This window comes from Pseudomonas sp. KH_046_2, from assembly GCF_057838985.1.
Map to the genome: position 1 here is coordinate 4,230,633 of NZ_CM174480.1, position 22,033 is coordinate 4,252,665.

General features: G+C 62.7%; 20 protein-coding genes. 11 read left to right on the plus strand and 9 right to left on the minus strand.

Annotated features, from left to right (window positions below):
• Positions 1–2 precede the first annotated feature (2 nt).
• The 3 genes from AC3IX1_RS19185 (at position 3) to AC3IX1_RS19195 (ending at position 3,723) form a co-directional block, all read left to right on the plus strand.
• Entirely contained in the window at positions 3–1,091 is a 1,089-nt protein-coding gene (locus tag AC3IX1_RS19185; RefSeq protein ID WP_489385384.1) for a 2Fe-2S iron-sulfur cluster-binding protein, read from the plus strand.
• Positions 1,092–1,323: 232 nt separating this feature from the next.
• Positions 1,324–2,070, plus strand: a complete 747-nt coding sequence (locus AC3IX1_RS19190) for an SDR family NAD(P)-dependent oxidoreductase (protein WP_489385385.1) — start codon at positions 1,324–1,326, stop codon at positions 2,068–2,070.
• A 72-nt stretch (positions 2,071–2,142) separates the two neighbouring features.
• Complete coding sequence (locus tag AC3IX1_RS19195) at positions 2,143–3,723, plus strand: FadD3 family acyl-CoA ligase (protein ID WP_489385386.1); 1,581 nt, start codon at positions 2,143–2,145, stop codon at positions 3,721–3,723.
• 117 nt (positions 3,724–3,840) lie between these two features.
• Here the strand turns inward: AC3IX1_RS19195 and AC3IX1_RS19200 are convergent, their stop codons facing one another.
• On the minus strand, positions 3,841–4,719 hold the full coding sequence (locus AC3IX1_RS19200; RefSeq protein WP_489385387.1) for an SDR family NAD(P)-dependent oxidoreductase: 879 nt from the start codon (positions 4,717–4,719) through the stop codon (positions 3,841–3,843).
• On the minus strand, positions 4,716–6,458 hold the full coding sequence (locus AC3IX1_RS19205) for an FAD-binding protein (protein ID WP_489385388.1): 1,743 nt from the start codon (positions 6,456–6,458) through the stop codon (positions 4,716–4,718). Before AC3IX1_RS19205 ends, AC3IX1_RS19200 begins: the two co-directional genes overlap by 4 nt.
• A 325-nt stretch (positions 6,459–6,783) precedes the next feature.
• Between AC3IX1_RS19205 and AC3IX1_RS19210 the strand changes: the two genes are divergently transcribed.
• From AC3IX1_RS19210 to surE, 3 genes are all read left to right on the plus strand, one after another.
• Positions 6,784–8,301: a DUF1302 domain-containing protein gene (locus AC3IX1_RS19210; RefSeq protein WP_489388764.1), complete on the plus strand. Its 1,518-nt coding sequence runs from the start codon at positions 6,784–6,786 to the stop codon at positions 8,299–8,301.
• A gap of 23 nt (positions 8,302–8,324) precedes the next feature.
• Positions 8,325–9,704 carry a DUF1329 domain-containing protein gene (locus AC3IX1_RS19215; protein WP_489385389.1) on the plus strand — a complete coding sequence of 460 codons (1,380 nt, stop codon included), beginning with the start codon at positions 8,325–8,327 and terminating at the stop codon, positions 9,702–9,704.
• 78 nt (positions 9,705–9,782) lie between these two features.
• Positions 9,783–10,760, plus strand: coding sequence for a 5'/3'-nucleotidase SurE (surE, locus tag AC3IX1_RS19220; protein WP_489385390.1), 978 nt, complete (start codon positions 9,783–9,785; stop codon positions 10,758–10,760).
• A gap of 191 nt (positions 10,761–10,951) precedes the next feature.
• Here surE and AC3IX1_RS19225 read toward each other — a convergent pair whose 3' ends face one another.
• From AC3IX1_RS19225 to AC3IX1_RS19235, 3 genes are read right to left on the minus strand one after another with little or no spacing between them, the layout of a single operon-like run.
• Complete coding sequence (locus AC3IX1_RS19225; RefSeq protein ID WP_489385391.1) at positions 10,952–12,067, minus strand: 3,4-dihydroxy-2-butanone-4-phosphate synthase; 1,116 nt, start codon at positions 12,065–12,067, stop codon at positions 10,952–10,954.
• Positions 12,064–12,990: an alpha/beta hydrolase gene (locus AC3IX1_RS19230; protein WP_489385392.1), complete on the minus strand. Its 927-nt coding sequence runs from the start codon at positions 12,988–12,990 to the stop codon at positions 12,064–12,066. The genes AC3IX1_RS19225 and AC3IX1_RS19230 overlap by 4 nt, the downstream gene beginning before the upstream one ends.
• The gene (locus AC3IX1_RS19235) at positions 12,977–13,816 is read right to left on the minus strand and encodes an SDR family NAD(P)-dependent oxidoreductase (protein WP_489385393.1); all 840 of its coding nucleotides are present in this window, start codon (positions 13,814–13,816) and stop codon (positions 12,977–12,979) included. The genes AC3IX1_RS19230 and AC3IX1_RS19235 overlap by 14 nt, the downstream gene beginning before the upstream one ends.
• 146 nt (positions 13,817–13,962) lie before the next feature.
• Here AC3IX1_RS19235 and AC3IX1_RS19240 point away from each other — a divergent pair, with 146 nt between their 5' ends.
• From AC3IX1_RS19240 to AC3IX1_RS19255, 4 genes are all read left to right on the plus strand, one after another.
• Complete coding sequence (locus AC3IX1_RS19240; RefSeq protein WP_489385394.1) at positions 13,963–15,006, plus strand: 3-ketosteroid-9-alpha-monooxygenase, oxygenase component; 1,044 nt, start codon at positions 13,963–13,965, stop codon at positions 15,004–15,006.
• A 136-nt stretch (positions 15,007–15,142) separates the two neighbouring features.
• Positions 15,143–16,273 (plus strand): helix-turn-helix transcriptional regulator, encoded by a 1,131-nt coding sequence (locus AC3IX1_RS19245; protein ID WP_489385395.1) that lies wholly within the window; start codon positions 15,143–15,145, stop codon positions 16,271–16,273.
• 87 nt (positions 16,274–16,360) lie between these two features.
• Positions 16,361–16,909 carry an ADP compounds hydrolase NudE gene (gene nudE / locus AC3IX1_RS19250; RefSeq protein ID WP_489385396.1) on the plus strand — a complete coding sequence of 183 codons (549 nt, stop codon included), beginning with the start codon at positions 16,361–16,363 and terminating at the stop codon, positions 16,907–16,909.
• 250 nt (positions 16,910–17,159) lie between these two features.
• A complete protein-coding gene (locus tag AC3IX1_RS19255) occupies positions 17,160–17,327 on the plus strand; it encodes a hypothetical protein (protein ID WP_489385397.1) in 168 nt (55 codons plus the stop codon).
• A 65-nt stretch (positions 17,328–17,392) separates the two neighbouring features.
• Here the strand turns inward: AC3IX1_RS19255 and dmpG are convergent, their stop codons facing one another.
• From dmpG to AC3IX1_RS19275, 4 genes are read right to left on the minus strand one after another with little or no spacing between them, the layout of a single operon-like run.
• Positions 17,393–18,427, minus strand: coding sequence for a 4-hydroxy-2-oxovalerate aldolase (gene dmpG, locus AC3IX1_RS19260; RefSeq protein ID WP_489385398.1), 1,035 nt, complete (start codon positions 18,425–18,427; stop codon positions 17,393–17,395).
• Between the two features lie 13 nt (positions 18,428–18,440).
• Complete coding sequence (locus tag AC3IX1_RS19265; RefSeq protein ID WP_489385399.1) at positions 18,441–19,349, minus strand: acetaldehyde dehydrogenase (acetylating); 909 nt, start codon at positions 19,347–19,349, stop codon at positions 18,441–18,443.
• An 18-nt stretch (positions 19,350–19,367) separates the two neighbouring features.
• Complete coding sequence (locus tag AC3IX1_RS19270; RefSeq protein ID WP_489385400.1) at positions 19,368–20,159, minus strand: fumarylacetoacetate hydrolase family protein; 792 nt, start codon at positions 20,157–20,159, stop codon at positions 19,368–19,370.
• Positions 20,156–20,983: an alpha/beta fold hydrolase gene (locus AC3IX1_RS19275; protein ID WP_489385401.1), complete on the minus strand. Its 828-nt coding sequence runs from the start codon at positions 20,981–20,983 to the stop codon at positions 20,156–20,158. Before AC3IX1_RS19275 ends, AC3IX1_RS19270 begins: the two co-directional genes overlap by 4 nt.
• A gap of 266 nt (positions 20,984–21,249) precedes the next feature.
• Between AC3IX1_RS19275 and AC3IX1_RS19280 the strand changes: the two genes are divergently transcribed.
• The gene (locus tag AC3IX1_RS19280; protein ID WP_489385402.1) at positions 21,250–22,026 is read left to right on the plus strand and encodes an SDR family oxidoreductase; all 777 of its coding nucleotides are present in this window, start codon (positions 21,250–21,252) and stop codon (positions 22,024–22,026) included.
• Positions 22,027–22,033: the final 7 nt, after the last annotated feature.

Genomic DNA, 22,033 nt, shown 5'->3' on the forward strand with positions numbered 1-22,033 from the left:
ACATGGGCACGCAACAACAGAACCTGACCCCGGCCGAACACACGACGGGAAGTGTCTCATTGCAAGTGTGCGCGGTGATCGACGAGACCGCCGATGCGCGCTCGCTGGTGCTGGACGTACCGCCAACCCTGCGTGAGCGCTTTCGCTACAAACCGGGCCAGTTCCTGAGTTTTCGCGTGCCCTTGGCCGGCAAACTGTTGACCCGCTGCTACTCCATGGCCAGCTCGCCCCTCGCGGATGCGCTGCCCAAGGTCACGGTGAAGCGGGTCGACGGTGGCCGGGTGTCGAACTGGATGAACGAAGTGCAGGTCGGCGACTGGCTGGAAGTGCTGCCACCGGCCGGGCACTTTTGCCTGGATCCGCAGCAGTCGGCGGACACCGAAAAGCCCCTGGTCCTGTTCGGTGGCGGCTCGGGCATCACCCCGGTGTTTTCCATTCTCAAATCGGTGCTGCACAGCAGCCGGCGGCCGATCAAATTGATCTACGCCAACCGCGATGAGGCGTCGGTGATTTTCAAGGACGAGCTGTGTCAGTTGATCAAGGCGCATCCTGATCAACTGCACGTGGTGCACGTCCTCGATTCGGTGCAGGGTTTTCTGACGGACCACCAGGTCCGTCATCTGCTGCGCGGATCGGCCGGTGGCGACTACTTCATCTGCGGGCCGGGTCCGTTCATGGACACCGTGGAGCGCACGCTGCTGGCACTGGGCGAAGCGGCCGAGCGGATCCATGTCGAACGTTTCGTCTCGCCGCCGGACCCCGACGAGCTGTTGGCAGAAGAGGCCGAGGCGCGGGCTGCGGCCATGGATTCGCAATGCGAAGCGCTGATCGTCGAACTCGATGGCCAGCAACACGAAATTGCCTGCCAGCCCGGCGATACCTTGCTGCAAAGTTGCAAGGCCGCCGGCCTGGATGTGCCGTCGTCCTGTGAAGAAGGTTTTTGCGGGGCGTGTATGTGCGTGGTCAAGGAAGGCGAGGTTCAGTTGGCGCGCAACGATGTGCTGACCCCCAAGGAGCTGGCCGACGGCTGGACACTGGCCTGCCAGAGCCGACCGACCGGTGCCCGGGTACGCCTGAAATTCCCGGATTGAAGATACGCATCTCCCCTGTAGGAGCGAGCCTGCTCGCGATGGACGTCAACGATAACGCGCCCTGTCTGAATGAACGCGGCGCCCGGACGTTTTTCGCGAGCAGGCTCGCTCCTACAGTTGAAATGTGCACGACGGGGGATCTGTTGCTTAGTCTCATTGGACGATCACTCAGGCCCGGTCTGCGGTTAGACTCGGCCACAGCATTAGCCCACAACAATAAAGAGGTGCAGTTATGGCTCGTTTGCAGAATAAGGTCGCGGTGGTTACCGGTGGCGCTTCGGGTATCGGTCTGGCCTGCGTGCGCCGTTTCGCGGCCGAAGGCGCGCAAGTGGTCGGGCTGGACATCGGCAGCGCACCGGCAGACTTTCCCGGCCTGTTCATGACCCTGGACGTGCGCGACGAAGCGCAGGTGCAGCAGGTCATGCAAGAAGTCATCAACCGTTTCGGGCGCATCGATGTTCTGGTCAACGCCGCCGGCGTCGCCGACCAGGGCAGCGTCACTCAAACCACCACGGCCAACTGGCAACGCGTGATGGACATCAACCTGACCGGCAGCATGCTCACCAGCAAATACGCGCTGGCGTCGATGGTTGAACAACGCAATGGCTCGATCATCAACGTCGGTTCGATCTTCGGCCTGCAAGGCTGCGACGGCAACGTGGCCTACAACGTGTCCAAGGGCGGCATCAACCAGCTGACCCGCTCCATGGCCATCGACTATGGCTACGCCAACATTCGCGTCAACGGCCTGTGCCCGGGCCTGATCGAAACGCCGATGACCAGCATGGTCCGTGACAATGACGCGTTCCACGCGTTTTTCGCCTCGCAGCACATGCTCAGCCGCTCCGGGCAACCGGAAGAAGTGGCCAACGTCGCGCTGTTCCTGGCCTCGGACGAAGCGTCCTTTGTCAGCGGCCAGATGATCGCCGTGGACGGTGGTTTCTCCGCCGGTCGCCGTTTCGCCCCGCCCGCCCAGTAATTCGCAATCCGGCCGGGCGCCCTGCCCGGCCTACTCCCTTTTTCGTACTTGTCTTCTAACCGGGGAGGCCCCATGCCGCCTGTCGCCACCGCACTGACCATCGCTCAACTGTTCGCCAACGCAGCCCAGGCCTACGGCGACCGCCCGGCCATCGAGGACGCGGGCCACGTCATCAGCTACCGACAACTGGACCAACTGCGCCGCCAGGCTGCCCGCGCACTGTTGGCCCTCGACGTACAGGTCGGGGACCGCGTGGCGATCTGGGCGCCCAACGTGTGGGAATGGATCGTCGCCGCCGGCGCCCTGCAAAGTGTCGGCGCTGCCCTGGTGCCGCTCAATACCCGGATGAAGGGCAACGAGGCCGGCTACATCCTGCGCGAAAGCGGCACCTGCGTGCTGTTTGCCATCGGCGAATTCCTCGGCGCGGACTACCCCGGCATGCTGGCGTCCGAGGACCTGCCTGCACTGCGCCACATCGTCAGTGTGCGCGGTGCCAGTGCGGGCACCCTGGCCTGGGAACGGTTCATGGACCTGGGGACCGATGTGCCGCACCTGGCCCTGCGCACCCGCGAACAGAGCGTTGGCCCGCAGGCCTTGTCCGACGTGCTGTTCACCTCGGGCACCACCGGCAAACCCAAAGGCGTGATGACCAGCCACGGCCAGAACCTGCGCATCGTGCGGGACTGGAGCGATATCGTCGGCTTGCGCGAGAGCGATCGCTACCTGATCGTCAATCCGTTCTTCCACTCCTTCGGCTACAAGGCCGGGTGGCTGGCAGCGCTGATGCGTGGCTGCACCCTCCTGCCCCAGCAAGTGTTCGACGTGCAGGCGGTGCTCGATTGCGTGCAGCGCGAGCGCATCACCGTGTTGCCGGGGCCGCCGACGCTGTATCAATCGTTGCTGGCCCATCCGCAACGCAACGAGTTCGACCTGAGCTCATTGCGCGTGGCGGTGACCGGGGCGGCGGCGATTCCGGTGGAGATGGTCCACCGCATGCGCGACGAACTGGGCTTCGCCACCATCGTCACCGCCTATGGCCTGACGGAAGTGTGTGGTTTCGCCACGATCTGCCGCTCCGGCGATTCGGCAGAACTGGTCGCCAACACCAGTGGCCGCGCGATGCCGGGGGTAGAAGTACGTTGTGTCGGCAACAACGGTCGCAGCCAGCCGGCCAACATCCCCGGTGAAGTGCAGATTCGCGGCTACAACCTGATGCAGGGTTATCTCAACAACCCCGAAGCCAGCCAGGAGATTCTCGACGCCGACGGCTGGCTGCACACCGGCGACATCGGCATGCTCGACGAACAGGGTTACCTGCGCATCACCGACCGCCTCAAGGACATGTTCATCACCGGCGGCTTCAATGTGTACCCGGCGGAGATCGAACAGTGTCTGCTGACCTATCCCGGCGTGGCCCAGGCAGCGGTGATCGGTATTCCTGACGAGCGTATGGGTGAAGTGGCGATGGCGTTCCTGCTGCCCGCCCCCGGGATGGAGATCGAGCAGGCACGGTTCCTCGCCTGGTGCCGCGAGCAGATGGCCAACTACAAGGTTCCGCGCCGGGTTCAGGTGCTGCAGAGCATGCCGATCAATGCTGCGGGCAAAGTGACCAAGAATGTGTTGCGCGAGTGGGCACTGCAGCCAGCCGACTAAACGCAATTCCTGTAGGAGCGAGCCTGCTCGCGATGGTGTGTCAGTCGACATAAATGCAACTGATAGACCATCGCTAGCAGGCTCGCTCCTACAGGTTTTTGTGTATGCCTGGACGGATCAGACCACCCGCGCCGGATGTTGCTGGCGTGGATCTCCGAGCATGGCACGGTGGGACGGTGGCTGGCGGCCTTCGGCTTCGCTGATGCCGTAGCCAGGGGCGATTTCGGCGGTGATCAGGATCTGCCCGGACAACGCCATCAACTGCGGATCATTGAGCAAGGCATGAATCACCCGCCCGTTGAATTGCGGGGTTTCGGCGTGGGCCAGAAACGCCTGGTACTGCTCGTCATGCTGCTCGCCGGCAATCTTCGTGCGCTCAGTCAGTTGCGGGCCGAGCCACAGCGACAACGCCGCCACGCCCTGCCCTTCGAAATCGATCGCCATGTCGGCGGCCAGTTTGTCGACACCAGCCTTCTGTGCGCCATACGCCGGGCCGTGCATGTAGCACCCGGCACCGAACGACGAGGTGAAGCAAATCAAACCTTGAGGACTGCGCAGTAGCAACGGCGCGGCGTAGTAACTGGCGATGTACGCCGAACGCAATCCGACGTCGAGTATGCGCACCAACTCCAACGGCTTGGCCCAAAACGGTCCTGGCTCGATCAATTGGTCATGGATGAACGCGGCGTTGTTCACCAGCAGGTCCAGTTGCCCGCATTCCTGCCCGACACGGTTGAACAGCGCCTCGACCTGTACATCATCGGCATGATCACAGACCACCGCGATACCGCGTCCACCGGCGGCGGTGATCGCCGCAGCGGTGTCTTCCAGCGAGCCGCGCAAGGCATGCCCATACAAATTCGATCCGCCTTGCGCCGGGGCACGACCGGTGACATACACCGTCATGCCCGCCGCCCCGAGAGCCAGGGCGATACCCTGACCCACTCCGCGACTGGCGCCGGTCACCACGACGATCTGTGGACGCTGACTGTTCATTCAACACTCCCGAACAAGGTTGTCGCCGAAGCGGTTTCGCTCTGGCGCTTGATGTGATTGGCCGCCAGGTAACCGAAGGTCATGGCCGGGCCGATGGTCGAACCGGCACCCGGATAAGTACGGCCCATCATCGAGGCGGCGCTGTTGCCGATGGCGTACAAGCCGTTGATCGGTTCACCGTCTTCATGCAACACGCGGGCGTGTACGTCGGTCAGCAAGCCTCCCTTGGTGCCGATGTCCCCAGCGTCGATGCGCACGGCGTAGAACGGCCCCTTGAGCAAGGGCGCCAGGCACGGATTGGGTTGCACGTTGGGGTCGCCGTAGTAGCGGTCGAACAGCGAATCGCCCTTGTGGAAATCCTCGTCGACGCCCTGCACGGCCATGCCGTTGAAGCGCTGCACGGTGCGCGCCAGTCCGGCGCCGTCAACGCCGATTTTCGTCGCCAGTTCTTCCAGGCTCGACGCCTTCTGGAAGTAATCACGCAAATGCTCGGGCAATTGCCAATCACGCTGGGCATAGCCCGGCAGCAAGGCGCCGCACGGGTATTTGCGGCGGAACTCGGCGTCGAACACCATCCAGCACGGCACGCTCGCGGCGCCTTCGCGGTTGTTAGCGTACATCGCGTAAACGATATCGGTGTAGGGCGCGGCTTCGTTGACGAAACGCTCCCCCGCCGCGTTGACCATCACGCACCCCGGCAAGGTGCGTTCAACGAACAGCGCTCGCTGTTTTTCTTCGCCCTTGACGTAAGTGGTCGGTGCCCACCAGCTGTGCTCCATCAACGCGGTTCGCGCGCCGATGGCCTGGCCGGCGCGAATGCCGTCGCCGGTATTGTTCGGCGGCGTGGCACTCCAGTTTGCCTGGGACGGCTGCGGCAGGTACTGCTCGCGCATCGCCTGGTTACGCTCGAAACCACCGGCGGCGATAATCACCCCGTAGCGCGCCTTGACGTTGAGCAACTGACCGTTGCGATTGACCCGCGCCCCACCGACCCGGTCACCGACCAGCAGCAGTTCTTCAAGCGCACAGTTGAGCCACAGCGACTTGCCGCGATCCTGCAACGAACAGCGCAAGGCACCGATCAAGGCATTGCCCAGGGTCAGGAAACGGTCGCGACGGGACAAGCGCCGCCCCTCGCGATCACGCCAGTAGCGCCACATCACCCGCAGGGTCAGGCGCAACCAGCCGGGGCCACGGCACAGCAGCACTTGCGCCTCTTTCATGGTCATCGCCATGCGCCCCATCATCAGGGTGCCGGGGGACGGTGCGCGCATGCGCAAGAATTCTTCGCCGAGTTCGGCGGCATCGAACGGTTGCGGATCCATCGAGCGATAGCCCGGTTTTCCGCCCTCGACTTCCGGGTAGTAATCGGCGTAGCGCGGTTGCGCCTCGAAGCGCACGCGGGTGTGTTGTTCCAGGTACTCGACCATCTCCCGGCCGTGTTCGACATAGGCTTCGATGCGCCCGTCGTCGATCTCACCATGGGTCACGGCGCGGATGTAGGCAATCGCTTCGGCCGCCGAATCACTGCCGCCGATCGCATTGATCCGGTGGTTGTTGGGGATCCAGATGCCGCCGCCGGACACCGCCGAGGTGCCGCCGTACTCGCCGCTCTTTTCGATCAGCAGCGCATTCAGGCCCAGGTCGTGGGCGCGCAGCGCAGCGGTCATGCCCCCGGCTCCCGAGCCAATCACCAAAACATCACAGCACTCGTCCCATTTGATCCCGGCAGCGTTCATGCGGTCACCCTTGTTCAGCGCCCATCAGGCAAAAACCGCCGCTGCCGGATCTTCGCCCGGTGCAGTCGGTCTCGGGATTGTTCGCCGCACGGGCCGGGTGTTCATCGTCCGATAAGACTAAGGCCAGGCCTGCGGCCACCCCGTACAAATCGCTTAGTCCGCTTGGACGATGTTGCGCGCAGGTCGTGACTCCATAGTCGCCCACAGCACCAATCACCCCCTGAAATGCAGGTCGGGCAGGTCTGACCTGGGCCATGAGGACGACATGATAAAAACAATAATCGCCCCACCAACACAGCACCCTCGCACACAGCTTGTTCTATTGATGCTGGCTGGCGGACTTAGCGCTCACGTTAACGCCATGAGCTTTCAGCCAAGCGAAGACTTGAGCATCGACTGGGACACCACACTGACGTACAGCCTCGCCTGGCGGACCGAGTCTCGCGATCACAAACTGACCGCCAATGCCAACGGCAACGACGGCGACAACGCGTTCGACAAAGGCAGCCTGATCAACAACCGCAGCGGCTTTCTCACCGAAGCCAACATCAAGTGGCAAGACGACTACGGCGTGTTCGTGCGGGCGACGGGCTTCTACGACAACGTCTACGATCAGGACAACGACAACACCACCGGCACTTCCAACTGCTTCGCCGGCGGCCATTGCAGCAAGCCTGACCGTTTCTCCCAGGACACCATCGACCAGCACCGCAATGAATTGCGCATGCTCGATTACTACGCCTATGGCACCTGGGACGTGAGCGGCCACGCCCTCAATGCACGCCTGGGTAACCAGGTGGTGAGCTGGGGTGAGAGTCTGTTCTACCCGGGTATTTCCGCGGCCCAGAGCCCGGTGGACGCGACCAAGGCGACCACCCCGGGCGTCGAGGTCAAGGAAATCCTGCTACCGGTCGGCCAACTGTTCACCCAGTTCGCCCTGACCGAAAGCTTGGGTATCCAGGCCTACTACCAATACAAGTGGGAAAAGACCGAGCTGTTCGGCGTGGGTAGTTACTTCTCCACCACCGACTTCATCGATGAGGGTGGTTTCAACGACGCCTCCGGTTTTGTGACCCGCCTCAAGGACGACAAGCCGAGCGACAGCGGCCAGTACGGTCTGGCCTTCACCTACGCCGCCGAGTCGTTGAACAACACCGAGTTCGGCATCTACTACTCGCGTTATCACGACAAGACCCCGTCGCTGGACTTCGCATCGACCCTGGGCCGCTACCAGGTGCGCTACTTCGACAACATCGACCTGTTCGGCGCGAGTTTCGCCACGGTGCTGGGCGACGTCAGCTGGGCCGGTGAAATCAGCTACCGCGACGGCACGCCGGTGATGGTCGACAACGGTTTCTCCAGCCCCGTGCGTGGCAAGACCGTGCAAGCGCAAACGTCGATGATCTACGTGCTCGGCCCGACCGCCTTCGCCGACAACACCACCCTGACCGGCGAGCTGGTCTACAACACCGTGGTCAGCAACGACGAGTCGCAGCCGGTGACCCTGGCGCCGGGCTTCGCGCTGCCGGGAACCGACAGCCTGGTCTATGACCGCGATGCCTGGGGCTACACGGTGCAGGCGAATTTTGACTACAACGACGTGTTCAGCGGATGGGACATGTCGGTGCCTGTCACCTTCAGCGCCGCCGCCCACGGCGACAGCTCGATGGTCGGCTCGATCAACGCCGGCCAGAACGATAACCGCGCCAGCATCGGCAGTTCTTGGCGCTACCTGGGCAACTTCACCGTCGAGGCCCGCTACAACGCCTACCTCGCCAGTGCCAACAACAGCCCGTTGGCCGACCGCGACAACGTCGCGCTCAACTTCAAGTACCGGTTCTGATTCCCCAATCGGAGGAGCACAGCATGTCCAGATTCACCCAAACATTATTGAGCACCGCGCTGACCGTCGGCCTGCTCGGCAGTGGCCTGGCCTACGCCAAGGTCAGCCCCGAAGAAGCCGCCCGCCTGGGCCAGGACCTGACCCCGATGGGCGCCGAAAAAGCCGGCAACGCCGATGGCAGCATCCCGGCCTGGAGCGGCAAGTGGCTCGGCCTGCCGCCGGGCCTGAAGTTTGACGGCCCCGGCACGCCATACCCGGACCCCTATGCTGCGGAAAAACCGCTGTTCGTGATCGACTCGAAGAACATGGACAAGTACGCCGCCAACCTCACTGATGGCCAGAAGGCGCTGCTCAAACGCTACCCTGATACCTTCAAGATCCCGGTGTACCCGAGCCACCGCGACTTTCGCGTTGATCCGAAACTGGTCGAGGCGGTCAAGCACAACGCCGTCAACGCCGAGCTGGCCAACGACAACAACGACACGAAAAACGCCTGGGCCGGTTCGCCGTTCCCGATTCCCAAGAACGGCAGCGAGTTGATGTTCAACCACACCCTCGCCGGCCGTGCCGCCGCCGAAGAGGCCAACTACCGGCAGGCCGTGGTGTATTCCAACAAGGAGCGAGTGCTCGAAGAGGTCAACTACAAGATCTTCTCGATCTGGTCCAACCCGGACAGAACCCTGGAGACATCCAACGGCATCCTCACCAACTTCCTGATCACCACGCTGGAACCGGTGCGCAAGAAAGGCGAAATCGTGGTCGGCCACGAGTTCATCAACCCGACCGCCTCCCCGCGCCAGGCCTGGCAGTACAGTCCCGGTCAGCGCCGGGTGCGTCGCGCGCCGACCGTGGGCTACGACTCGCCGACCGGCGCCGGCGGTTTCCGCGTGTACGACGAAGACCGTTTGTTCAACGGTGCGCCGGACCGCTACAACTGGACCATCGTCGGCAAAAAGGAAATCTACATTCCTTATCACAACTACAAGATCGATGACCCGAGCGTGAGCACCGATCAGATCCTGGCCACCACCGGTCACATCGATCCGCAGTACATGCGCTATGAGAAGCACCGCGTCTGGGTGTTGCAGGCCGACCTCAAGGAAGGTGCCCGCCACGTGTACGCCAAGCGTGTGATGTACCTGGACGAGGACACCTGGGCCGCGACCCTGGCCGACAACTACGACAGCCGTGGCCAGTTGTGGCGCACCAACATGCAGACTTCGATCTACGCCTATGAGATGCAGCGTTACCACGCTCGCCTCGGGATCTATCACGACCTGATCGCCGGCTCGTATCTGGTTGACCGGATGCTGATCGATCAGAAACCGGCCAAGCTCAACGCCACCGCCTTCACCGAAGACGAATTCACCCCTGGCAACCTGCGCAAACTCGGCACCCGCTAAAACCTCAGCGCCCCGACCGATTCATTCGGTCGGGGCGTTATGCTTTATAAAATCCGCTCCGCCCACGGAAGACTGCCCATGAACAAACTCCTCACCGGCGTCATCGCCATGGCCAGCGTTGGCCTGTCGATGCAAGCCAATGCCCTGAACATCCTGCTGACCAACGACGATGGCTGCCGCGCAACCGGCATCGATGCGATGTACCGCGCCCTGACCGCCGCCGGGCACAAGGTCACACTCGTCGGCCCGTTGAACGACAGTAGCGGCATCAGCGCCGCCAGCGTGGTCGTGCCCGGCCAGGCCCTGGCGGTGACCGAACTGGCGCCGGGCCGGTTTTGCGTCGGGCCACCGGAGGGTTACACCCCGCCCGCCGGCAAAACTTCCGCCATCGGCACGCCCGTGGATGCAGTGAATGTCGGCCTCGACGTGATCCTCAAGGATTCGCCGCCGGACCTGGTGGTGTCAGGCAGCAACTTCGGCGAAAATGTCGGCCCGCTGACGCAGATGTCCGGCACCCTCAACGCTGCGGTACGCGCGATGTTCAAGGGGATTCCGGCAGTCGCCGTGTCCACGGCCATCGACATGGACCTGATCATTCGCGACCAGCAGGCAGGCGTCCGCAAAACCCTCGGCGCCATGGACGACACGGCGCGCTTTGCCGTGAAGGTGATTGAACAGGCAAGCCTGGCCGGAACAGAAGCGAAAAAATCCTGTGCCAATAACAAACATGCCTGCGAACTGAACGTGCTCGGCCTGCCGGGTGTCAGCGGTCTGAACCTCAACTACCCGCCGCTGAAACCCGATGAGGTCAAAGGTGTGAGCTTTGCGCCTATCGGCAACTGGGATCGGGTGAACTTCACCTCACAGCGCGGCGCCGACGGCGTGGTCCACGTCAACCTGACCCCACCGCCGACACCCACCGAAATCCAGCAAAAGGCCGATGCCTATCAACTGTGGCAAGGCCACGCGGTGATCACCGTGATCGACGGCAACATGACCGCGCCGCAGGCGATGCAGGATCAGGCGAAGAAGATGTTGCAAGGCATCAAGCCTTAAGCTGAATCTGTGGGAACACACTGACCTGTGGCGAGGGGGCTCGCCCCCGTTGGGGCGCGCAGCGCTCCTAAAATCAGTGTTCGCGTTTTTTTCGTGAGAACGCATTCGCCGATTTTACGACTGCTACGCAGCCGAACGGGGGCAAGCCCCCTCGCCACAAAAGCCCGCTCCCGAAGGAATAGTTGTTGGCTTTAGTCTGCCGGCTGGAACGGCACGAACTCCGTCACTTCCAGATCAAACCCGGAAACGGCGGTGTACGGCACCGGCGAACTCATCAAGCGCATTTTGCGCACGTTCTGGTCCCGCAGGATCTGCGCGCCGATACCCAGGGTCCGTTGCGGAAACTGTGGCGCCCGGTGCTTGCCTCCACTGCGCTGACGCAGTTGTTCGAGCACGCCCTCGGCGGTTTCCTTTTGCGCCAGCAGCACCAGCACACCGCTACCGGCCGCCGCGATACTGGCCAGCGAACGCTCCAGGGTCCACTGCTGCGGACCGCCTTCATTTTCACACCCAAGAACGTCACGCAGCGTCTCGATGCTTTGCACCCGCACCAGCGCCGGTTGCGTGCTGTCGATCCGGCCCTTGACCAGCGCCAGGTGCAGCGAGCCCTGGTAGGTGTCCTGATAGGTGGTCACCTGGAACTCGCCGTGGCGGGTTTGCAACGGATATTCGCCGCCGCGCTCGATCGTGCCTTCATGCAGGATCCGGTAGTGGATCAGGTCGGCAATGGTGCCGATCCGCAAGCCATGCCGCTGGGCGAAGTCATGCAGCTCTGCGCCACGGGCCAGTTCGCCGTCTTCGTTAAGAATGCCCACCAGGGTTGCCGCCGGTTGCAGCCCCGCGAGTCGCGTCAGGTCGCAAGCGGCCTCGACATGTCCGGCCCGCTGCATCACGCCGCCGGGCAAGGCTTGCACCGGGAAGATATGCCCCGGTTGCACCAGGTCCGTCGGAACGCTGGCCGGGTCGACCGCCACCTGGATCGACCGCGCCCGGTCCGCCGCCGAGATACCCGTGGACACCCCGGTGGCGGCTTCGATCGAGCGGGTAAAACCCACGCCATGTTGCGCCCGGGAGTTGGGCACCATCAGGTCCAGACCCAGCGCGCGGCAACGCTGCTCGGTCAGGGCCAGGCAAATCAGCCCGCGCGCCTGCACCGCCATGAAGGTGACGGCCTCGGCCCCGGCCTGTTCGGCGGCCATCAGCAGCGAGCCTTCGCCGTTGTGTTCGTCGTCGGTGATCACCACCATTCGACCGGCGCCGATGGCCTCGATCAGTTGCGGTACCGTGTTGAAAACCACGCCATTCATTTGAGTGCCCCGCGCAGGTCGGCCGCCGCATCGGACAAGGCCTGTGCCGCCCCTTCGACGAATGCAGCCATGCTGATAAAACCATGGATCATGCCGTCACAACGCTGTACCCGCACAGGCACGCCGGCCTCGCGCAAGCACTCGGCCATTGCCTCACCTTCATCACGCAACGGGTCGTATTCGGCAGTAATCAGGGTCGTTGGCGGCAATCCTGCCAGGCTCTCGGCGCGCAGGGGCGAGGCCAATGGATCTTCCGACTGCCCGACGTCTTGCAGGTACTGCTGCCAGAACCAGCGCATCATCCCGGCGGAAAGCAGGTAGCTCTCGGCGAAGTCTTCGAAGGACTGACTGTCGCAACCAGCATCGGTGACCGGGTAAAACAGGCACTGATAACTGATCTTCGGCCCCTTGCGCTGTACCGCCAACTGACTGACCGCCAATGCCAGGTTGCCCCCGGCGCTATCCCCGGCCAAGGCCAGTCGGCGACCATCGACACCGAGTTCGGCGGCGTGCTCAACCAGCCAGCAGGTGGCCGCATAACAATCGAGGGGGGCCGCCGGGAACTTGCTTTCCGGCGCCAGTCGATAGGCGACCGACACCACCACCGCCTCGGTCTGGCGGGCCAGCGAGCGGCAGAGGTTATCGTGGGTATCGAGGTTGCCCATGACAAAACCGCCGCCATGGAAAAACACCAGCAATGGCAGGTCGGGTTCTTCCGATGGCCGGTACAGCCGTGCGTCCAGATCACCGTCCGCGCCGGCCACTTTCAGGTCGCGCACTTCGCTCATCGGGTCGCCGGGGATGGCCGGCAGCAGGTTGTCGGAGAACTGCCGGTACTGAGCGGCATCGACCTGGCTGAAGTCGGGCTCCGGGATGTCGCGAAACTGCTGGAGTACTCCAGCGATCTGCTTATCGAGCGGCATGGGCATCATCCTCTACGTCAGCCATTTGAAACTGCGGATTGGTCTCGCCCAGGATGCTTTGCACCCGGCGTTCGAGCGCCGGTTTGAACCCCTTGTGAGGCAGGATCCAGAAGCGTTTTTGCGCGACGGCGGCGAACACTTGCGCGGCCAGCTCCGCCGGGGTCATGCCCTGGCGAATGGTGCTGTCGAGCAACTGGCTGAAGTCGGATCCGGCGGTGTCCACCACCTGGTTCGACGCCATGATCTCACTGGCCACCGGCCCCGGGCACAGCACCGAAACCGACACCGGCGCACCGATCATGGCGAGTTCGTAATGCAGGGTTTCCGAGAGCGCGACCACCGCCTGCTTGGTCACGTTGTACGGCGCCATCAGCGGGCTACTGACCAACCCGGCAAGGGATGCAGTGTTGATCACATGGGCGGCCCGGCCCTGACTGAGCAACAGCGGTACAAAGCTGCGAATGCCGTTGATCACACCGTTGAGGTTGACGTCCAGCATGCGCTGCCATTGCGCCTCGGTGATTTCCCAGCTGAAGCCGGTTTGCATCACCCCGGCGTTGTTGAACAGCATATCGACCCCGCCAAAGTGCTCGACAGCCTGGTCACGCAAGCGCTCGACCTGCTTCACATCACCGACATCGGTGACGCAGGCAATCGCTTGCACACCGCGGGCCTTCAATTCGTCGCACAGGGCTTGCAGGCCCGCTGCATCCCGATCCGCCAGCACCAGGCGCATGCCCAGCGTCGCCGCGTGTTCGGCCAGGCCACGGCCAATACCACTGGCGGCCCCGGTAATCACCGCTACCGGCCCTTGTTCATTACTCATCGCCAACTCCTGCCATGGGTCCAATGGCGCCAGTAGAGCGGGCCTACTTAAAGCAGCCATCGTCCATTCAGACGATGCCCGCTTTTACAGGGGCGGCAGAATCCCTTACATGCGCCAAACCCGTGATCCCTTGGGAGAATAATAAGATGAGTACCCTGCACCGCATCGAAGCCAAACTGCTGGAAGACCGCTACGCCCGTGGCTGGCATTGCCTGGGCCTGGCCGCGCAATACCGCGACGGCAAGGCCCACCGCCTGGAGGTGTTCGGCACCCGCTTGGTGGCGTTCCAGGGTGAAGACGGCGATCTGCATATTCTGGATGGCTACTGCCCGCACATGGGCGCCGACCTGAGCACCGGTTGCGTTGAAGGCAACTCGATCCGCTGCCCGTTCCACGCCTGGCGCTGGGGCGCTGACGGTGTTTGCGATGACATCCCTTATGCCAAGCGCATCCCGCCACGGGCCAAGATCAAGAGCTGGCCGATCATGGAAGAAAACCAGCTGCTGTTCGTCTGGAACGACCCCGAAGGCAACCCGCCGCTGCCGGAACAACGCATTCCACGCATCGACGCCTGCTACAGCGACGAATGGGCGGCGTGGGAAGTCGCCGAATTGCAGATTGGCACCAACTGCCGCGAACTGATCGACAACATCGCCGACATGGCGCACTTCGGCACCGTACACGGCGCGCCGGTCGACGAGTTCATCAACATTTTCCAGGGCCACCTGGCCACCCAGATCATGCGCGCCCGCAGTGAACGCCTGTCCGGCGACAGCGTGCTGACCACCGAAGCCACCTACTTCGGCCCGGCCTATCAGATCACCGAAATGAACGGCGCCATGAACGGCCAGCCGATCCATTCGATCCTGCTCAACTGCCATGTGCCGATCGATCTGGACAGCTTCACCCTGCGCTACGGCGTGCTGGTGAAGAAGATCCCGGGGCTCAGCGAAGAGCAGAACCAGGCGATGGCCAAGGCCTACGTGGCGCAGGCGCAGGCAGCCTTCTACGAAGACGTGGCCATCTGGCACAGCAAGACCCGCGTCGATAACCCGCTGCTGTGTGACGGCGACGGTCCGGTCTATCAATTGCGCCGTTGGTACGAACAGTTCTACACCGACGTCCAGGCGCTGTCGGCGGACGTTGCCGAACACAAGAAGTTTGTCGTGCGCGCCAGCGAACGGGTCTGACGCCAGCGGCTTTTCGCCCGCCCCGGGCCTGATTGGCAGCCGCCTGTCAGGCCCTGAGCCCGAGCGTTGCAAGGAGTCGATACCGGCGCTTATTCTCGGCCACCGCCAACGCTAATAATAAAAACGGTTTTTCCCTATGCAGCAGAGCCTCAGCCTCGATACGTTCAGTGATTTGCTCGGCAACCTCTATCAGGGGCCGCTGGAAACCATTCCCTGGGCGACTTTTCTCAACCAGCTCAATGTGCATCTGAACAGCAAGTACGTGACCTTCATCCTGCGTCCGCCCAGCGCCCATGTGGACGGCCTGATGGTCAACACCACCGGCACCTCGACCGAGGCGACCGCGTCGTACAACAAACACTTTTTCAGCTTGGATCCGTTTGTCGACCTGCCCAACCGCCAGGTCGTGACCCTCGCCGAGTTCGTCTCCAACGACGACTGGCAGAATTCCGAATTCTACAAGAACTTCCTTGAACCGGTGGACGTGTTCCACATCCTCGGTGCCGACATCAACACCGTCGACGGCGCCCAGTGCCGCATTCGCATCAGTCGCGGGCGTGACGACAAGCCTTTCGGCAATGAAGAAAAGGCCATGCTCACGCATTTCATTCCGCACCTGGAACGTTCGATCAAGATCCACATGCAACTCAACCGCATCGAAGCCGAGCGCAACCTGTACGCCGGCGCGGTGAACCAGATGGCGGTCGGCACGATCATCCTCGACGAGTCCGGCAAGGTGCTGCAGACCAACCAGGTCGCCGACCGGCTGATCCAGGAAAAGGACGGCATCAAACTGGTCAACGATGGCCTGCAGGTCGGTACGGCCCGGGACACCCAGGAGTTCCGCCGACTGGTCAAGCAGTCGCTGCTGTCGCAAAAGAGCAGCAACCCGTCGGTGGTCGAAGCCCTGCGCGTGCAGCGGCCGTCCGGTAAAGCGGACCTGGGGATCATCGTGCGCTCGGTGCCATTGACCGACTGGAGCGAAGGCAAGCAGTGCCCGACCGTGGTGATTTTCATCAGCGATCCGGAGCAACAGTCCACTGCGCCGCAGGAAATCGTTCGCGCGCTGTTCGACTTCACCCCGGCGGAAACCCAGCTGGCGATGTTGCTGGCCAACGGCCTGACCCTCGACGAAGCCTCGGAAGAACTGGGCATCAGCCGCAACACCTCGCGGGCGCACCTGCGCTCGACCTTCTCCAAGACCGGCGTGACCCGCCAGACCATGCTGGTGCGCCTGATCCTGCGCAGCGTGGCGACCCTCGGCTAGCCCTCATTGCCGCCCTCGTCCGCTCGGACGATGGCGGCTCCCGTTGTACAGCGCACAGTGTCTTTATCCCAAACAGGGGACTGCCCCATGCGCAACTGCCCAACCATCCTCAAGACTGAACTGCTGGCGCAAAGCGGCCACTTTCAGATCGAAGCCCTGCACCTGCAATTCAGCAACGGCCAGCAGCGGGTCTACGAACGCCTGCGCGGCACCGGTTATCGCTCGGTGATGCTGGTGGCGATGCCCGATCCAGAGCATGTGCTGCTGGTGCGCGAATACGCGGTCGGTGTGGAAAAAACCATTCTTGGCCTGCCCAAGGGTGGTGCCGAGCCCGATGAAGACTACTTGCAGGCGGCGCAACGTGAGCTGAGTGAAGAAGTCGGCATGCGCGCCGAACGCCTCACCGAACTGGGCGAGCTGACCTTGGCACCGGGGCACTTGTGCCACCGCTACCGGGTGGTACTGGCCGAACAACTGAGCCCCTGCCAACTGCAAGGCGACGAACCCGAACCCCTGGAATGCCTGCGTGTACCTCTGGCGCAGATCCCTGAACTGGTGGCCCGCGGTGAACTGCATGAAGCGCGGGCGATTGCGGCCTTGTTCATGGCCATGGGCGCCCTCGCCCAACGCACCTGACACCACACAAAACCTGTAGGAGCGAGCCTGCTCGCGATGAGGCCGGCACATCCAACATCTGCTTCGCCTGACATACCGCCATCGCGAGCAGGCTCGCTCCTACAGGGGATCACGACCAGGCACAGATCCCGGGAACACCACAAGGAACGGGGCAGCTTCAATTTGAACGGCTAGTCCATTCGGACGAAGCCACTGGCGAACCGCCGCCATAACCTGTCTCTACAACAATAAAACCGTGTCGAGACTCATCATGCGCAAATCTACTTGTGCTCTGTTCATCATCCTCTGTGCGGGTGCTTCCACCAGTCTGTGCCAGCTGTTCAAGAACGAAGCCTATCGACCGACCACGGCTTACTTCAGCTGTTCGAGCGCGGCCTTCAACTGTTATCCGCCCGTGGTGCGCAATCTGTTGCCTTGAGCGCGGTTTGCAACAACCATAAAAAAACCACCGAATCATCGGTGGTTTTTTCGTTGCCGCAATAATCAGGTCGGCAGTACACCCCTGGCCCGCGACAGGGTCAGCGCCAGGTCTTCGATCATGTCTTCCTGACCACCCACGGTTCCGCGTCGGCCCAGCTCCACCAGCAGTTCACGGGCTGCAATGCCGTACTTCTGCTCGGCACGCTTGGCGAACAACAGGAACGAGCTGTAGACCCCGGCGTAACCGAGTGTCAGGGCATCGCGGTCGAGGCGGATCGGCTGGTCCATCATCGGCACCACCAGGTCTTCGGCCACGTCCATGATCTTGTACAGGTCGATGCCACTGTTGACGCCCATGCGCTCCAGCACCGCGACGAACACTTCCAGCGGCGTATTGCCCGCCCCCGCGCCAAGACCCGCGACCGAACCGTCGATGCGCGCAGCACCGGCCTCGATGGCGGCCAGGGAGTTGGCGATGGCCATGCCCATGTTGTGGTGGCCGTGGAAACCGACTTCGGTCCCGGCATTGAGCCCGGCACGCAGGGCCCCAATCTTCTGCGTCACTTCATCGGGCAGCATGTAGCCGGCCGAGTCGGTGCAGTAGATGCAATTGGCGCCGTAGCTTTCCATCAACCGCGCCTGCTCCAGCAGTTTCTCCGGGCTGACCATGTGCGCCATCATCAGGAAGCCGACGGTATCCAGGCCCATCTTCGCCGACATGCCGATGTGCTGGCCGGACACGTCCGCCTCGGTGCAGTGGGTCGCCACACGAATGGTCGATACACCATGTTCGTGGGCCATTTTCAAGTGATCGAGGGTGCCGATCCCCGGCAACAACAGGGCCGAAACCTTGGCCTGTTTCATCTTCGGAATCACCGCAGAGAAATATTCCTCGTCGCTGTGGGCCGGAAAGCCGTAGTTCAGCGACGCACCGCCCAGGCCATCGCCGTGGGTGATTTCGATCAGCGGCACACCGGCCGCATCGAGGCCGGTGGCCACCAAGACCATTTGTTCAATGCTGATCTGGTGCTGTTTGGCGTGCATGCCGTCGCGCAGGCTCATGTCATGCAGACGGACGCTCTTACCTTGCAAATTCATCGGGATTCTCCACTCAACGGACGGGCAGTTGCAGGGTGCCCTTGTGGGCTTCTTCGGCGAACATCTCGGCCGTGCGCAAACCGGCAGCGGTCATGATGTCGAGGTTGCCGGCGGACTTGGGCAGGAAATCGCCGAGGCCTTCGACCTCGATGAAAATCGACACCTTGCGCCCGTCGAACACCGGCCCGTTGATCAGCTTGTAGCCGGGCACATAGCGCTGCACTTCGCGGACCATCTCCAGCACCGAGGTGCGGATCGCGTCCTGGTTCGGCTCGTCATCGGTCAGGCAGTGGATGGTGTCGCGCATCATCAACGGCGGCTCGGCCGGGTTGATCACGATGATTGCCTTGCCGCGTCGGGCGCCGCCGATTTTCTCCACTGCGCCAGCGGTGGTGCGGGTGAATTCGTCGATGTTCTGCCGCGTGCCGGGCCCTACCGAACCGGAAGACACGGTGGCAACGATCTCGCCGTAGCTCACCGGCTGCACCCGCGACACCGCCGCCACCATCGGGATGGTCGCCTGGCCGCCGCAAGTGACCATGTTGACGTTCATCGCCAACTTCGCGGCGTGCTCCTTGAGGTTGACCGGCGGCACGCAGAACGGGCCGATGGCCGCTGGCGTGAGGTCGATCATGATCACCCCCAGCTCGTTGAGCTTGCGGCTGTTTTCCGCATGCACATAGGCCGAGGTGGCATCGAAGGCAATGCGAATGTCATCGTCGAGCACGTGGGGCAACAGGCCGTCGACACCACCGGCAGTAGTTTTGATGCCCATTTCCCGGGCACGTTTCAGGCCCTCGGATTCTGGGTCGACACCCACCATCCACACCGGCTCGATCCATTCCGATCGGCACATTTTCATCAGCAGATCGGTGCCGATGTTGCCCGGGCCGATAATGGCCGCTCTGAGTTTTTTGCTCATTGGGTCAAACTCCAAAAGTCAGGCGCAGAAAGACACCCGGGCACTGCCCAGGCCATCAATAGTCAGTTCAAAACAGTCGCCGGCACGGGCCGGTTCCAGCGGTACCAGAGAGCCGGACAGGATGATTTCCCCGGCCTTGAACGGAATGCCGAAGGCGCCCAGGGTGTTGGCCAGCCAAGCCACGGCGGTCAACGGATTGCCCTGCACCGCCGAACCCAGGCCTTCGCTCAGGGGTAAACCATTCTTGAACACACGCATGCGCAAGTTCGGCAGGTCCAGCTCACGGGGATCGACCTTGCTGTCGCCCAGCACGAATACGCCGCAGGAGGCGTTATCGGCCACGGTGTCCTGGATGCGGATGCGCCAGTCGTGAATCCGCGAGTCGACGATCTCGAAGCACGGCATCACGTATTCGGTGGCGGCCAGCACGTCGGCCTCGGTGATGCCGGGGCCGACCAGATCATGCTTGAGCTTGAAGGCGATCTCGCCCTCGGCACGGGGCTGGATCAGTTTGTTGGCGGACAGGGAAATTTGCGCATCGTCATCGAACGACATTTGCCGCGTGATGAAGCCGAAATCCGGCTGATGCACGTTCAGCATCTGCTGCACCGCCGCCGAGGTCACGCCGATTTTCTTGCCGACGATCTGATCACCGGCCGCCACCCGACGCTCAATGGCGTACAGGGAAATATGATAGGCGTCTTCGATGCTGATCGACGGCCAGCGCTCGGTCAGCGGCGCCAGGGTGGAGCCGCTGAGCAGCGCCTGATAAAGCTCTTCGCCGAACTCACGGCGCAATTGCACGCTCATCCGCGGGCCTCCTGAAGAAACGCCAGGCACTGGCGGTTGAAAAAGTCACGGTGCTCGACCTGGACCCAATGCCCGCACTCGCTGAGCATCACGAAGCGGATACCGGTGCAGTTTTCGAGCATGGTTTGGGCACCGGAGGACGGACAGAACTTGTCGTTCATGCCCCAGAAGCCGAGGATCGGGCACTGCAATTCGCCCAGGCGCGACGTCATGTTCGGCACCTGCATGGTCGACAGCACGCACACCGGCTGCTGTTGCACCACGGCTACCCGCTCGTTAACGGTTTCGTCGCTGATCAGGCTTTCATCGAACAGTTGCAGGGCCAGCAGGCGACGCATGCCCGCCGCATCGTTCAGCTCACCCTTGGCGAAGGCCGCGCCCATTTTCTGGATGCCTTCCATCTGCAGGTAATACTGTTCCTTTTCCATCAGGCCACCGGGCGCCATCAGCACCAGACGGCTGACACGCTGCGGTTGGTCGAGGGCCAGTTTGATCGCGATCGCGCCGCCCAGGGAGTTGCCGACCAGCACGCAACGCTGGATGTCGAGGGCATAGAGCAAACCGCTCAGGGCGGCGACAAAGAAGTCCAGGGTATAGAGGGTGTCGGGTTTGTCCGAAGCGCCGTAGCCCGGCAGGTCGGGAACGATGACCCGGTAACCGGCTTCGGCAAACACTGGGTAGTTCTGCTTGAAGTTGCTGTGACCGCTGGCGCCCGGCCCGCTGCCATGGATGAAAATCACCGGCTCGCCGTTGCCGGTGTCTTTGTAGTGCAGCTGCAAACCATCCGGCAGCGTAACGAAGTGCCCTTGCGCTGAAGCGCCCATAAGGTGTCCTCCCGGCCTGTTGTTGTAGCCGGATTATTCCGAGGGGCCGGGTGCGCAACATCGTCCGACAAGACTACGTGCCTGTGGGAGCGAGCCTGCTCGCGAAAAACGTCAGGACAACGCGGGGCATCAGGTTTTACGCGTTATCGTTGACGTCCATCGCGAGCAGGCTCGCTCCTACAGTTTCTAGTCTTATCGGACGTTGGCCAACAGGGTCGGCGGACCTAGCATCGACGGCATTCCCGAGCAACAAAAAGAGAATTCCCATGCTTGATCCGATGGACTTTCGCGGCAAAGTGGTACTGGTCACCGGCGGTGGCAAAGGTGTGGGTCGCGGCATCAGCCAGCGCTTTCTCGACTGCGGCGCCGAGGTGGTGATTTGCGGTCGTGAAGCACCACAAACCTTGCCGGCCAGCGCAGGGCGCGAGGCGTTGTTCGTGCCCTGCGACCTGCGGGACGTCGAGCAATCCGGGCGCTTGATCGCGCAAATCGCCGAGTATTTCGGTCGCCTCGATGTATTGGTCAACAACGCCGGCGGTTCGCCGAATGCCGACGCTGCGACAGCCTCGCCGCGTTTCAGCGAGGCAATCATCCGTTTGAACCTGATCGCACCGCTGAACCTGTGCCAGCAGGCCAACCAGGTGATGCAGGGCCAGGCTGATGGCGGTGTAATCATCAACATCTGCAGCGTCAGCGCCACCCGCCCTTCCCCCGGCACCGCCGCTTATGGCGCGGCCAAGGCCGGTCTGCTGAACCTGACCACTTCGCTGGCGGTGGAATGGGCGCCGAAGGTGCGGGTCAACGCCGTCACCGCCGGGCTGATTCTCACCGAGCAGGCGGCCATGCATTATGGTGACGACGCGGGCATTGCCCGGGTGGCGGCGACCATTCCGCTGCAACGCCTGGCGACCCCGGAGGACATTGGCGATACCTGCCTGTACCTGGCCTCGCCCCTGGCCCGTTACGTCAGCGGCGCGGACATCGCGGTGCATGGCGCCGGTGAACGCCCGGCGTTTCTCGACGCGGCGCAATCTCATTCATAAGAGGACT